The following is a 13,314-nucleotide window of genomic DNA, read 5'->3' on the forward strand; positions in this document are numbered from 1 at the left end:
CGCGTCACCCAACGGAGCCGGAACGCAACAAGAGCGCCCTTGGTCATTACCGGTTCCGTTGGCTATTGGGAGCTAGGCCGGGAGCCTAGATGGTGAGGGCCGAATTCACGCGGGCGGCAAGTGCCGGCGCTGACTGGACCAGGCGTTCCAGCGGGTACCTGAAGCGCAGAGCACTAACACTGATTGCTCCTGCGGGCATCACCGAAGAGGTGCCGAAGACAGGGACAGCGATGCAATTGATACCGAGCTCGTTCTCCTGGTCGTCAATGCCGTAACCGCGCGAGCGGGTTGCCTGCAATTCGGCCAGGAGAGCGGCCGGGTCCGTGAGTGTCCACTCCGTCTTTGCTTCGAGTTCACCACCGTCCAGCCACGCGGCGAGCTCCGACTCAGTATTCACGATGTAGGACAGAAGCAGCTTCCCGACGCCGGTCCGGTAGGCCGGATTACGACCGCCGACGTACGAAGTCAACTTTACCGAGCCATGGGCCGGGTCAACCTTGGCGCGGTACACAACGTCCTTGCCATCGAGCACCGCGTAGTGCACGGTCTCACCGTATTCACCAGCCAGTGAAGTTAGAAACGGTTGAAGCCGCTCGGTGTCCGGACGGGCGGCATGGTTGCTGAACGCAAGCCTGAAAAACTCATCTCCCACTGAGTAGACCCCACGTGCGGTCAGTTCTGCCAGTGATGCCTTCCGAAGAGAGGCAAGGGCCCGGTGCACCGTGGACTTGGGGCTGTCGAGGGCTGCTGCGAGTTCCTCCAGCGTCGCCCCCCTTGGGCGCTTTGCGAGTTCGATCAGGACGGCGAGAACGCGGTCGGAGCCCACAAGGCGTTCTCCGTGGCCTTGGGCTGAATTCTGTGACATAATTCCATATAATACTACTAAATTCTAATTAATGGAAAAGGTCACTGTGGATCATCTACGGAGCGCCGACTGGTACGACGGTTCGGACCGGAATGCGTATATTCATCGGGCGTGGATGCGCCGAGGTCTCCCAGAGGACGCTTTGGAGTCCGTAAAGCCCCAGATCGCCATCGCCAATACCGCCTCTGACCTGACTCCGTGCAACATGCACCTAAACGAAGTCGCTGACGCGGTCAAGCAGGGGGTGTGGGCGGCAGGCGGCGTTCCGCTTAACCTTCCCGTCGTCTCCCTGGGTGAGACCCAGGTCAAGCCCACTGCCATGCTGTGGCGGAATATGGCCGCGATGGCGATGGAGGAGATGTTCCGGGCCAACCCCATCGATGGGTTGGTGCTGCTGGGCGGTTGCGACAAAACCATCCCGGCGCTGTTAATGGCTGCGGCATCGGTCAATATCCCTGCGGTTGTCGTGCCAGGCGGACCAATGATCACGGGCCACTTCCGCGGCAAAGCCCTGGGCTGCGGCACCGACGTCTGGCGCCTCAGCGAAGAGGCCAGAGCCGGCACGATTACCGATGGTCAGTTCATCCAATCAGAGCAATCGATGATCCGCAGCAAGGGGCACTGCAACACGATGGGGACCGCCTCGACGATGGCGGTGGTCGCTGAAGCCCTGGGGATGACAATCCCCGGTTTCGCTGGAATCCCGGCTCCGGACGCCCGACTACTCTCCATGTCCCATGACACCGGCAGGCTCATCGTCGACATGGTAGCGAAGGGACGTCGCCCGAGCGATGTCATGACAAGAGAGTCCTTTCTGAACGCGATCATCGCGGTTGCTGCCGTGGGCGGATCGACCAACTCCGTCGTGCACCTGCTGGCAATCGCCGGTCGTCTCGGAATCGATCTGACCCTCGAAGACTTTGACGCGGCCGGCGCCGGGGTGCCAGTCATGGCGAACCTGCAGCCCTCAGGGACGTTCCTCATGGATGATCTGTACCGCGCCGGCGGCGTCTTGGCGCTCCTGTCCCAGGTGAAGGATCTCCTGCATCCGGAGCCCATCACGGTGACGGGGACCCCGCTCGTGGAGTACCTCGATGACCAGCCTGTCTACGATGAGACCGTTATTTTCCCGCGCGAGGCTCCCTTGATGGAGGACGCGGGCATTGCGGTGCTGCGCGGCAACCTCGCGCCACGCGGAGCCATCATCAAACCCGCCGCCGCGACGGCCGCCCTGCTACAGCACACAGGCCCGGCCGTTGTCTTCGACAGCATTGAGGACATGCGTGAACGGATCGACGATCCTGACCTTGAGGTCAGTGCCGACTCGGTTCTGGTGCTAAGGGGGTGTGGGCCGCGTGGTTATCCGGGGTTCCCCGAGGTAGGCAATATGCCCCTGCCCCAAAAACTTCTGGAACAGGGAGTTCGGGACATGGTGCGTATCAGTGACGCCCGGATGAGTGGTACTGCCTACGGCACAGTCATCTTGCATGTGGCCCCTGAAGCAGCAGCCGGAGGGCCTCTGGCGTTCGTCCGCACTGGCGACATCATCACTCTCGACGTCGAAAACCGCACTCTGACGATGGATGTCTCTGATGAGGAGTTGCATGCCCGCTCTCAGAGCCCGGCCAGCGAGGCCGGGTATGCCGCCCCGGCCCGTGGCTGGGCCAAGCTTTACGTCGACCACGTCATGCAGGCCGACCAAGGCGCTGACCTGGACTTCCTTGTAGGATCCAGTGGGGAGGCCGTGGGCCGTGAAAGCCACTAGCCTAGCCTCGCGCTCAGCGCTCACTGCCGCGGAGCCGGGCCTTGCCGGCGGGCTCAGCGATGCTCTCCCCCGGCCGGATGCAGTGTCGACTAGTGTGTTCGACCGGGTGCTGGCAGCTGTCGATGCTTCCCACTACCTGCTCACTCCTCGCGCGGTCGTGACCCCGAAAAACGCGGAGGAAGTCGCCGCACTGTTTGCCCATGCGACAGCGGCGGGTGAGACTCTGACGTTCCGGTCCGGTGGCACAAGCCTGTCTGGCCAAGCGTCCTCTAACGGCATCCTTGTCGACACACGCAAGTTCTTCCGTTCCATTTCCGTCGAAAACGACGGTCTGATTGTCCGGGCCGGCCCCGGCTCCACAGTTCGCCAGGTCAATGCCCGTCTCCTGCGCCACGGCCGCAGACTCGGGCCGGACCCTGCCAGCGAAATCGCCTGCACCATCGGCGGTGTCGTCGCCAACAACTCCAGTGGTATGGCCTGCGGCATCCATCAGAACACCTATCAGACCTTACGCTCAGCGGTCATTGTCCTTCCGAGCGGCACCGTTGTCGACACCAGCGCCGAAGACGCAGACGACAGGCTTCGCACCAATGATGCCGAGCTCTGGCACGCCCTGATGGCTCTTCGGGAAGAGATTCTCGCTGATCCGGAGCTGGGCCTTGAGATTACACGGCAATTCAGCATGAAAAACACCATGGGTTACGGGCTCAACTCCCTCGTGGACCACCACACCGCCGTGCAGATCCTCGCGCACCTCATGATAGGCAGTGAAGGAACCCTGGGCTTTGTTGCCGAGGCGACCTTTAATACCGTGCCGCTTCTCCCGTTCGCGGCTACCACGTTGCTGGTGTTCGACACCCTGGGCCAAGCAACGGACACACTCGTGGAGCTCATCTCCACCGGCCCGGCAACGATCGAGCTTATGGACGCCGCTTCCCTCCGCGCAGCCCGCATAGATCCGGCGTCCCGGTCCGCTCTCCCCCCGTTCGAGCCTGTCAGCCATTGTGCACTGCTCGTGGAGTACCAAGCGGAAACGTCCGCTGCGCTCCGTGAGGTCACCCGCAACGCTGAGTCACTTTTCGCCCGCCTGCCGCTCGCCGCTGCCCCTGTGTTGTCCCAGGACGGAAACACACGGGCCTCCCTCTGGCGCATTCGGAAAGGCCTGTACGCAACAATTGCCGGCTCCCGACCCTCGGGCACGACCGCGCTCCTCGAGGACATTGCGGTTCCGGTCGCAGCGCTCTCTGAGACTTGTGAAGGTCTCACCCGCCTGTTCGAGGTCCACGGGTATCACGACGCAGTCATCTTCGGCCACGCCAAAGACGGCAACGTGCATTTCCTTATCAACGAGAACTTCGATGACAAGTCAAATCTCGCCCGGTATGCAGCGTTCACCGAAGACATGGTCGACCTGGTGCTCGGTGCCGGCGGCACCCTCAAAGCCGAACACGGCACCGGCCGCATCATGGCGCCCTACGTTGCACGTCAATACGGCCCTACGCTCTACGCGATCATGCTGAAGATCAAGGAGGCGTTCGACCCGGCAGGCATCTTGAACCCGGATTCCGTGCTCACTGCGGACCCCAACCTGCATCTCAAAGACCTCAAATCCACCCCCACCGTCGATGGCGAAGTCGACCGTTGCGTCGAATGCGGCTACTGCGAGCCGGTCTGCCCGAGCAAAGACCTGACAACCACACCCCGCCAGCGAATCGTCATTCAACGCGCCATTGCGGAGGCAGAATTACGCGGTGACTCATCCTTGGCCAGGGAACTGCGCCGGGAGCAGGAGTACCAGGTCGTCGACACATGCGCCGTCGACGGCATGTGCCAGACGGCCTGTCCCGTGCTCATCAACACCGGTGACTTGGTGCGACGTCTCAGGTCCGAAAAGGTTGGAGCGGTTGAGTCCGCGGCTTGGATAGCCGCGGGCAAGGCCTGGAAGCCCGTCACACAAGCTGCTTCCGCAGCGCTCACGCTCGCGGCCGCTGTGCCGGCATCCCTGATCACCGGTCCGAACGTGGCGGCAAGATCACTGGTAGGACCAGACACCCTCCCACTGTGGTCCAAGGACCTGCCAAAGGGCGGGAGCAGGCGCCGTTCGGGGTCGGACCTCAACGTCGACGCCGTCTACTTCCAAGCCTGTGTCGGGACCATGTTCGGCCCGGCCGAAGGCGGCGAGGGTGTCGCCGTGGCCTTCGAATCCCTCGCCGCCAAGGCCGGTATCGGCCTCGTACGTCCGGACGCGATTGGCAGTTTGTGCTGCGGTACACCGTGGAAGTCAAAGGGAATCCTTGGCGGCTACCACCACATGGTTGAGCGAACCGCTGACGCGTTGTGGGAGGCCTCCAATCACGGCCAGCTGCCCGTCGTCTGCGATAACTCCTCATGTTCTGAGGGACTGGTGCTTGCACTTGAAAAGGCGGTCAGCAAACACCCGGAGTTCAAGGCACTGCGCATCATCGATGCCGTCGATTACACTGCCGAAAACATACTCCCCCGTCTCGACATCGGGACCGCCGTTCAGAGCGTCGCGCTCCATCCCACGTGCTCAAGTACCCGGGCAGGGTCCAACCCGAACCTCATGAAGCTGGCATCGGCCGTGGCATCAGAGGTGACAGTCCCGGAAGACTGGGGATGTTGTGCCTTTGCCGGTGACCGCGGCATGCTGCATCCCGAGCTCACAGCCAGCGCAACTGAACGAGAATCGGCCGAAATAGGTTCAGGCGGATTCGACGCCTACGTTTCGTGCAACCGCACCTGTGAAATAGGCATGACCAGGGCCACGGGTCAATCGTACGTTCACGTTCTTGAGGTACTTGATCGCGCTGCGGCTCCACGATCAGCTGCAGGAAAATCGTGAGCGAGATGATGCACCTGAAGGGGAAGGCAGCCACGGCCGCAGAATTCAACCTTGCCGAAGGCGTGCTTTGGGATGACCGGGCCGGTCTCGTACGGTGGGTCGACGTCTGGGAGGGCCGCGTTCTTTCCGGGGCGCTGCACAACGGGCGTATCACCGACATCCTAGAGGTCAGCCTTGGCCAAACAGCGGGCGCCGTCGCACTCGCTGAAGACGGCGGACTGGTGGTAGCCGCCGCTCGGGGTCTGGCGACAGTTTCACCCACGGGAGACGTCTCACGGGGTCCCGATCTGCTCGGTCAACGAACCGATGTGAGATTCAATGACGGCACCGTAGATCCTCACGGAGCCTTCGTCGTTGGCACCCTCTCCCTCACAGATCGCACCGACGAAGAGCAACTCCTGCGAATTTGGCCTGACGGTCGCATTGAGACGTTACGCGAAGGCATCGGCCTATCCAACGGTGTAGCATTTTCGCCCGACGGTTCGACGATTTACCACGTCGACACCCTCGCTGGCACCGTTTCACGCCACTCCTACGGTCCCACGCCACTCGACCCGGACGAATCCTGGACCACCGTTCTTGACAGTCTGCCTGCCTACCCGGACGGACTGACCGTTGATGCCGAAGGTGCACTCTGGGTGGCGCAGTGGGGCGGAGCGAGTGTGGAGCGCCACGCACCAACAGGTGAGCTCCTCGCGGTCGTAAAAGTGAACGCCGCCCAGGCATCATGCCCTGGTTTCGTCGGATCGAACCTCAACATCTTGGCTATCACCACCGCCCAGGAAGGGCTTGACACCTTCACTGACGAGGCAGGAGCCATTTTCCTTGCCGACGTCGGAGTTTCAGGCCTGTCCCCGCATCTGTGGGCAGGCAGCACAACCAACCCATATTGGAGAAAAGAAGACACATGAGACTTGTAAGAGTTGGAGCCGCCGGCTCCGAAACCCCTGGTGCACTGATTGATGACGACACCTTCATTGACCTCTCAGATGTTGTGAGCGACTTCAATGAGGCGTTTTTCGCTTCCGGTTCGATCTCTAGCCTGCCCGACATTATCTCTGCGCGGAATGCAGATGGGCGAGCTGAGCCGCTTGGAACACGCAGACTGGGTGCGCCCATCGCCCGTCCCCACCAGATTCTCTGCATTGGCTTGAATTACAGTGACCACGCAGCAGAGACGGGACAGGCCGTACCGACGGAGCCCATCCTCTTCACGAAGTCACCCAACACCCTCACCGGTCCGAATGACGACGTGCTCATCCCCCGCAATTCGGAGAAGACCGACTGGGAGGTCGAACTCGGCATCGTCATCGGACAGCGGGCCTCCTACCTTGCGGACGAAGCAGAAGCCGCTGTGTCCATCGCCGGGTACGTCCTCGTCAACGACGTGAGCGAGCGCGCCTGGCAGCTGGAACGAAACGGCCAATGGTCAAAAGGCAAATCCTCCCCCACTTTCAACCCCGCAGGGCCGTACCTCGTAACACCTGACGAGATCGGCGACGTACTGGACCTTGACATGTGGCTCGACATCGACGGAGTTCGTCGGCAGACCGGCTCCACTTCCACGATGATTTTCAGCCCGACCTTCATCGTCCATTACCTCAGCCAATTCCTGACGCTCGAGCCTGGAGACCTAATTAACACCGGAACTCCCCCCGGAGTCGGCATGGGCATGTCACCCCAGATCTTCCTGCGCGGCGGCGAAACAATGACTCTCGGCATCTCTCGGCTGGGAAGCCAAACGCAGCGAGTGATTGGCAACTGATGCGTGCACTTGTAGTCACCGGGCCGCGTCAGGCCCAAGTGCAAGACGTTCCCGACCCCGTAGTCGGACCCGGGCAACTCCTCGTGGATGTGGAACGAGTCGGTATCTGCGGCACGGACGTTGAGCTCTACACCGGGGAGATGACCTACATAGGTCAAGGATTCACGCACTTTCCGTTACGGCTCGGACATGAATGGAGCGGCCGGGTGACGGCCGCAGGTTCACCAGAAGACAAAAACTGGATCGGCAAACGCGTCACTGGCGACACCATGCTCGGCTGCGGGGACTGCCAATACTGCAAGTCAGGGAACCACCACGTCTGCCCTAACCGGTTCGAAGTCGGAGTCCGAGACGGCTGGGACGGGGCACTTGCCGAACGCATGCTCGTGCCCAGCAAATTCGCCCACGAAATCCCCGAGAATGTCAGTGTCACCTCCGCAACTCTTGTCGAACCTGCAGGGAACTCCCTCCGCGCTGTGCGTGCCGCAAATTTACGTCCTGGTCAGAAGCTTCTTATCCTCGGCTCCGGCACCATTGGGCTGCTGGCTGCGCAGTTCGCACTCGCGGACGGTATCGAGGTCCACGTGGGCGGCGTACGCGAAGGATCGTTGTCCCTCGCGCGCTCACTTGGGGTGCAGCATACGTGGCGTCTCGATGAGCTCGCGGACAACCGTACGGACGAATTCGATGCTGTCATCGAGGCGACGAGCATAGACGACATGCCGGCGCTGTCCGTCCGCCTCGCGAAACCGGCCGGGCGTGTCGTCTACATCGGCTTGTCCTCCAGCCCCAGCCAAGTTGACACCCGCGAAATCGCGCTCAAGGACATCACGGCAGTCGGGATCCTTTCAGCATCCCCGGGCCTGTCCGGAGCGATCTCCGGATTCGCAAGTGGAGCGGTCGACCCTGACGCAATAGTTAGCGAAGTGATCTCGCTCGAAGAAGTTCCAAGCCGGTTGGAAGGCCTGCGCGGCACGAACGCCGGTCCCGGACCCAAAGTCCACGTAGACCCCCGCCTCACACAGGAGAATCCATGAAAACAGCACTTGTCACTGGAGGCGCCAGAGGTTTGGGCGCTGCAGTTGCAGAACGACTGCGAGCCGAAGGAATCAGGGTTATAACTCTCGATATCGCCGGCGATGTTGACGTCGTTGTGGACATCACGGACGAGGATGCGTTCACTGAAGCAGCCGCGGCGATCGGTCCTGTAGACATCCTCATCAATTCTGCGGGAATCGTGGGTCCTGGCATTCCACTCGTTAAGACAACCTCCAACGACTGGCGCGCAGTTCTTGATGTAAATGTGCTCGGCGTCGTCGCCACAATGCGTGCGTTCGTGCCAGGAATGGTCGAACGCGGGTGGGGTCGAGTGATCAATTTCGCCAGCATGGCCGGCAAGGACGGAAACCCCAACCTGTCGATCTACTCGGCATCTAAAGCAGCGGTCATTGCTCTCACAAAGTCATCCGGGAAAGAACTCGCCACCACCGGTGTCCTTGTCAACGCCATCGCGCCCGCGGTGATTTCAACCCCCATGAACGACAACACTGCTCCAGAGGTACTGGCCCACATCACCAGCCTCATCCCCATGAAACGCGTTGGCAAGGCGGAGGAAGTCGCCGAGCTTGTCGCCTGGCTCTCATCCGAAAAGGTGAGCTTCTCCACGGGTGCGGTCTACGACATCAGCGGTGGACGCGCCACATACTAATTCAACCCGCACCTTCGCAGCATCTTCCGATCAGCGAACAGGGACCTGACCGAAGGAAATCGGCAATCCAGCACCACGCTGAAGACCGAGTCGGCGCTCATCAACATAGGTCAGCTCAAACAGGGGCCTCTCGCTGCCCTCCCCGGGAGCACCGTTAGGGGGTGGAGGACGCGTGTCCGTGTCCGGCAGCGGCGAGGGAGCCGTATAGAGGGATGTCGACACGAACCACTCCTGTCAGGCCGTGTGCCTTGTCGAGGTGTCGGGTGAAGGTTGCGGCTGCCCGCATCGGTCCCTCGGTATGGGAGCTTGATGGGCCGACGCCTATGCTGAACAGGTCGAAGATGCTGGCCGTCATTTTTTAGCCTTTCGTTGCAGTGCACCGGGTGACGTCGGACTTGGAGTCCTACATGAATAAGGCACCGGTCAGCAGAGTGCTGACCGGTGCCTTGAGTGACTACTTTTTCGAACTGTAAGGCAGCCGAAGTGCCTGCTGCGCGAGCAGCTCGGCGCGCACGAGTGGGTTGCTTGCGGCGTCGATAACTGTCAGGGACAGTGCCTTGGCTGCATCGAGGGCGGCTTGATCACCTGCTTCTGAGGAGGCTTCAGCTGCGAAACCCACGGTATGGGGAGGATTGACAGCGCCCAGGACAGCAATTCCCGGGTGTACAGAGGGAACATACTGGGACACGTTCCCCATGTCCGTGGACCCACCGCCGGGGTTATCGACGGTAATCAGTTCACGTCCGAGACGGCGCAGGTTGTCGTTCCAGAACCGGGCAAGGTCCTGGTGCTGGATGAGGTTTTCGTAGCGTGGCTGGATCTGTTCGTGGTCCCAGGTACAGCCGGCTGCGATGGCGCCGGCTTCGAAACAGGCAAGCATGCGCTGCTTGGCATCTTCGAGCGTGTCGAGATCGAATGCCCTGACCTCTGCTTCCACTGTCGTGTGGTCAGGGATGATGTTGGTGACCGCGCCCCCATGGGTCACGATGGCTGCCATTCGCACTTGTTCGGCCAGCTGCTGGCGAAGGAGCCCGATGCCCACTGTGGCGACAGTGGCGGCATCTGCGGCATTGATTCCAGCGTGGGGCGCCGCGGCAGCATGGGCTGCTTTGCCCTTATAGGTGACGCGTATCCGGTCAACGGCCTGACTGGTGAACCCGTCGCAGTAGATATCCTTGCCCGGCATGGGGTGCACCATGACAGACAGGGCGGCGTCGTCCCACGCCCCCGCTTCGAGCTGGAGGGCTTTTCCCCCGCCGTGTTCCTCAGCCGGGGTTCCGAGCAGTACGACCGTGAGCCCGAGTTCGTCTGCGACTTCGGCCAAGCCGAGAGCGGCGCCGACACCTGCGGCTGCAATGATGTTGTGGCCACATGCATGGCCGATACCGGGCAGGGCGTCGTACTCTGCGCAGACGACGACGCGCAGCTCGCCAGTTCCGAAGGTAGCTTCTACCGCCGTTTCGAGTCCATAGGCGCCGACGGTAACATCGAACCCGGCCTGGCGCAGGACCTCTGCGACGTTGGCTGCGGCGCGGTGTTCTTCGAAGGCGATTTCCGGGTCGTCGTGCAGTTTGTGGCTTAGTTCCACCAGGGTGGCTGAGACTGCTTCGATTCGCTCGACGGCTGCCGCTGCAGGGCCTGTCAGCGGTGACGCGTCGACGGCGGCGGTTGTGGTGATGCTCATATTGCTTCCTTAAGGGTGTTGTCTACAGCATTGGGTTCGTTGGTAGTGGGGTCAGCTGCCGCTTTAGGTGTGGTCGTATGGACGGCGCCGATTCGGGTAGCCAATAAGAGGATGGCCACGCAGAGAGCCGCCGAGATCAGCCAGACTGCGACGTAGGCCGGCTCGCCCGAGACGGAACGGGTTGCCGAGCCTGACCCGACGGTCACGAGGAACATGCTCATGACAAGGGTGAAGACCGCTCCTGCTACGGCTCCTGCCGCAGTGCGCGAGGTGTTGTAGAGCGCTGATGCGATGCCGACGGAGTCGCTCGGTGCCCGAAGCACCACAATGGTTGGAAGCACGGAGGCGACCAGACCGTTTCCGAATCCGGATACGAAGAGGGCGACGGCAACAGCTGTGGTTGTGTCATGGACAAAAGCAAGGATGCCGTAAGCGGCGGCGGCCAACGCGCTGCCCAGGATGATCGTGTTGCGGTGGCCCAAGAACCCAACAATACGGTCGCCAAGGCTGGCGCCGAGGAACATGGCCACGGAGGCGGCCATGAACAGCAGCCCGGAGCCCATAGGTGTCAGGCCAAGCCCGAACCCTGCTTCCGCGGGGTTACTGAGCGCAAATACCGCGATGGGTGTCTGGGAGCCGAAGAGCTGGGCGCCAAAGAGGAAAGCGGCCACCAGCGGGACGGTGATCTTTGTAGCCGCGATGGCGTGCAGGTCCACAAGGGGGCTGGCGACGCGCCGTTCAACAACGACCCAGACGGCCAGGATGACGACGCCGCCGATAAGGGTTCCAAGGGTGAGCAAGCTACCCCATCCCCAAGTGTTCGCATTGCTAATTCCTGCCAGGAGGACGATCAGGCCGATGGAAAGCAAGGCGGCTCCAAGCCAGTCGATGGAGCCGGAGACACGTTCCGTTGTCTCCGGGACCAGGAAGATGACGATAGGAATGCAGAGCGTCATCAAGACGGCGGGCACCCACAGAACCCCCTGAAGCGGCATGACCTGCGCAAGGCCGCCGGAGAGGAGAAGTCCGAGGGTGGCGCCGAAGGTGAGGGCGCCGACGAGTAGGCCTATTCCCTTGCCCGCTTTTTCTCCTCCGCGGCTACGGACAATGGCGAATTCAAGAGGGAGGAAGCATGCCAAGGGTGCCTGGATCGCCCGACCCAGAAGCAAGACGAAGAAGTTGGGGGCAATGGCCACGACAATGGAGCCAATCGCTACAGCGGCAACTGCCGCTACAAGTACGCGCTTGTGTCCGAACCGGTCCCCGAGCTTGGCGATGACGGGGACGCACACGACGGAGACTAAAAGGTAAACGAGGTTGATCCAGTTCAGGGAAGCAGGAGACACCTCAAAACGCTGGGCGATCTGGCCCAGCAGCGGGTTGAACCAGCCCTGGAGAAGGCCGCTGCTGAGTTCCAGAACGACCATGAACCCAACCACCGAGGCGATGGTGAGCGACTTGGCACCCTGGGGTGGGCTGTCCGTTGCGCTGGGAGAGTGAGACATGAATAGCTCCAAAATGAATAGTGTGAGGGGGAACACATGTGTTGCTTCAAGGGTAGGAATATCTGCGCTCAGAGCATGTATATTTTCAAGAAAGTGACTAAATTCTGATGAGGAATGCAGGAAATGGACTTTGACGAGTTGGATTTACAGCTGATTAACGCCCTCCAGATCCAGCCGCGCGTACCGTGGACAAGGTTGGGGAAGATCCTTTCAGTTGATCCGGTCACTTTGTCCCGCAGGTGGGAACGACTTGAAGCAGAGGGACTGGCATGGGTGACCGCATACCCATCGCCCGACACAGCTGCAGTCACTGCCGCTGCCATTGTCGAAATTGAAGCCAGAGCAGGCGGCCTCCAGGACCTGACGCGCGTGCTGGGCCAGGATGCCGAAGCTGTCAGTATCGATGTCACAGCCGGCGGGCGGGATCTTGTGGTAACCGTGGGCGCTTCGAGTGATCAAGCGCTGTACCGGTATTTGCTGGATCGTGTGGAAACCCTGGAACTGGTCTCGCGGGTTCATTCGCACCCGGTCTCCCGCCTGTTGGCCGAAGCCAGCCAGTGGCGGCTGCGAGCTCTAGACACGAGCCAAGTGCAAGCGTTGAAGAGCAGCGATGCCGTAACTTCGACGGCCCGTAAGCCGAGCCCGGTGGATCTGCCCATCGCACTGGAGTTGGCCCGCGATGGTCGGGCAGGTGTATCGGAGATTTCGGAGCGGCTTTCGCTGAACCCGCGCAGAGTGCGCGAATCGATTGCTGCGCAGATTTCCTCCGGGCGGCTGCGGATCCGAACGGATATCGTCCGTTCGCATTCGGGGTGGCCTGTCTCCGCGTGGTACTTCTTGTCGGCGCCGGCGGGTCAAACAGAGCAGATGGGCTCCAGGCTGGGACGGCTGGACGAAGTCCGTGCCGTGATGTCGGTTGTGGGCCGCTACAACATTGCCGTGGCCGTGTGGATGCGGACCCTGGATGATGTCTCCCGATTGGAGGCCGCCATCGAGAAGCAGCTGCCGGATGTGCGGATCGTGGACCGGTCCGTTGTGATGCGCAGTACTAAACAGGTGGGGAACCTGCTCGATAATGATGGCCGGAGGTGGGGATACGTTCCGACGACCTCGTTTCCCGTTACGGGCACGTGAGTCGGTTCTGTCGCTGAACAGAGCA

At 61.4% G+C, this 13,314-nt stretch carries 11 protein-coding genes; 7 read left to right on the forward strand and 4 right to left on the reverse strand.

Annotated features, from left to right (window positions below):
* Nucleotides 1–85: 85 nt before the first annotated feature.
* Nucleotides 86–865 (reverse strand): IclR family transcriptional regulator, encoded by a 780-nt coding sequence (locus QF015_RS03085; protein ID WP_429386887.1) that lies wholly within the window; start codon nt 863–865, stop codon nt 86–88.
* A 31-nt stretch (nt 866–896) separates the two neighbouring features.
* Between QF015_RS03085 and QF015_RS03090 the strand changes: the two genes are divergently transcribed.
* The 6 genes from QF015_RS03090 to QF015_RS03115 are packed head-to-tail and all read left to right on the forward strand — an operon-like array spanning nt 897 to nt 8,966.
* The gene (locus QF015_RS03090) at nt 897–2,630 is read left to right on the forward strand and encodes an IlvD/Edd family dehydratase (RefSeq protein WP_429386890.1); all 1,734 of its coding nucleotides are present in this window, start codon (nt 897–899) and stop codon (nt 2,628–2,630) included.
* Entirely contained in the window at nt 2,617–5,493 is a 2,877-nt protein-coding gene (locus QF015_RS03095) for an FAD-binding and (Fe-S)-binding domain-containing protein (protein WP_429386892.1), read from the forward strand. Before QF015_RS03090 ends, QF015_RS03095 begins: the two co-directional genes overlap by 14 nt.
* A gap of 5 nt (nt 5,494–5,498) precedes the next feature.
* The gene (locus tag QF015_RS03100) at nt 5,499–6,404 is read left to right on the forward strand and encodes an SMP-30/gluconolactonase/LRE family protein (RefSeq protein ID WP_429387039.1); all 906 of its coding nucleotides are present in this window, start codon (nt 5,499–5,501) and stop codon (nt 6,402–6,404) included.
* A complete protein-coding gene (locus tag QF015_RS03105; RefSeq protein ID WP_429386894.1) occupies nt 6,401–7,258 on the forward strand; it encodes a fumarylacetoacetate hydrolase family protein in 858 nt (285 codons plus the stop codon). Before QF015_RS03100 ends, QF015_RS03105 begins: the two co-directional genes overlap by 4 nt.
* Nucleotides 7,258–8,295 (forward strand): zinc-dependent alcohol dehydrogenase, encoded by a 1,038-nt coding sequence (locus tag QF015_RS03110; RefSeq protein WP_429386895.1) that lies wholly within the window; start codon nt 7,258–7,260, stop codon nt 8,293–8,295. The genes QF015_RS03105 and QF015_RS03110 overlap by 1 nt, the downstream gene beginning before the upstream one ends.
* Nucleotides 8,292–8,966: an SDR family NAD(P)-dependent oxidoreductase gene (locus QF015_RS03115; RefSeq protein ID WP_429386897.1), complete on the forward strand. Its 675-nt coding sequence runs from the start codon at nt 8,292–8,294 to the stop codon at nt 8,964–8,966. Before QF015_RS03110 ends, QF015_RS03115 begins: the two co-directional genes overlap by 4 nt.
* Before the next feature lie 154 nt (nt 8,967–9,120).
* On the opposite strand, the gene QF015_RS03120 is transcribed toward QF015_RS03115, so the two are convergent.
* The 3 genes from QF015_RS03120 to QF015_RS03130 form a co-directional block, all read right to left on the reverse strand.
* A complete protein-coding gene (locus QF015_RS03120) occupies nt 9,121–9,321 on the reverse strand; it encodes a serine dehydratase beta chain (protein ID WP_429386899.1) in 201 nt (66 codons plus the stop codon).
* Between the two features lie 99 nt (nt 9,322–9,420).
* Entirely contained in the window at nt 9,421–10,650 is a 1,230-nt protein-coding gene (locus QF015_RS03125; RefSeq protein WP_429386901.1) for an amidohydrolase, read from the reverse strand.
* Nucleotides 10,647–12,155: an MFS transporter gene (locus QF015_RS03130; RefSeq protein ID WP_429386903.1), complete on the reverse strand. Its 1,509-nt coding sequence runs from the start codon at nt 12,153–12,155 to the stop codon at nt 10,647–10,649. The genes QF015_RS03125 and QF015_RS03130 overlap by 4 nt, the downstream gene beginning before the upstream one ends.
* Before the next feature lie 123 nt (nt 12,156–12,278).
* On the opposite strand from QF015_RS03130, the gene QF015_RS03135 reads away from it, so the two are divergent.
* Nucleotides 12,279–13,289 (forward strand): Lrp/AsnC family transcriptional regulator, encoded by a 1,011-nt coding sequence (locus QF015_RS03135; RefSeq protein ID WP_429386905.1) that lies wholly within the window; start codon nt 12,279–12,281, stop codon nt 13,287–13,289.
* The last annotated feature ends 25 nt before the right edge of the window (nt 13,290–13,314 follow it).

The sequence above is a fragment of the Paenarthrobacter sp. TE4293 genome (assembly GCF_050435325.1).
Classification (GTDB): domain Bacteria; phylum Actinomycetota; class Actinomycetes; order Actinomycetales; family Micrococcaceae; genus Arthrobacter; species Arthrobacter nitroguajacolicus_C.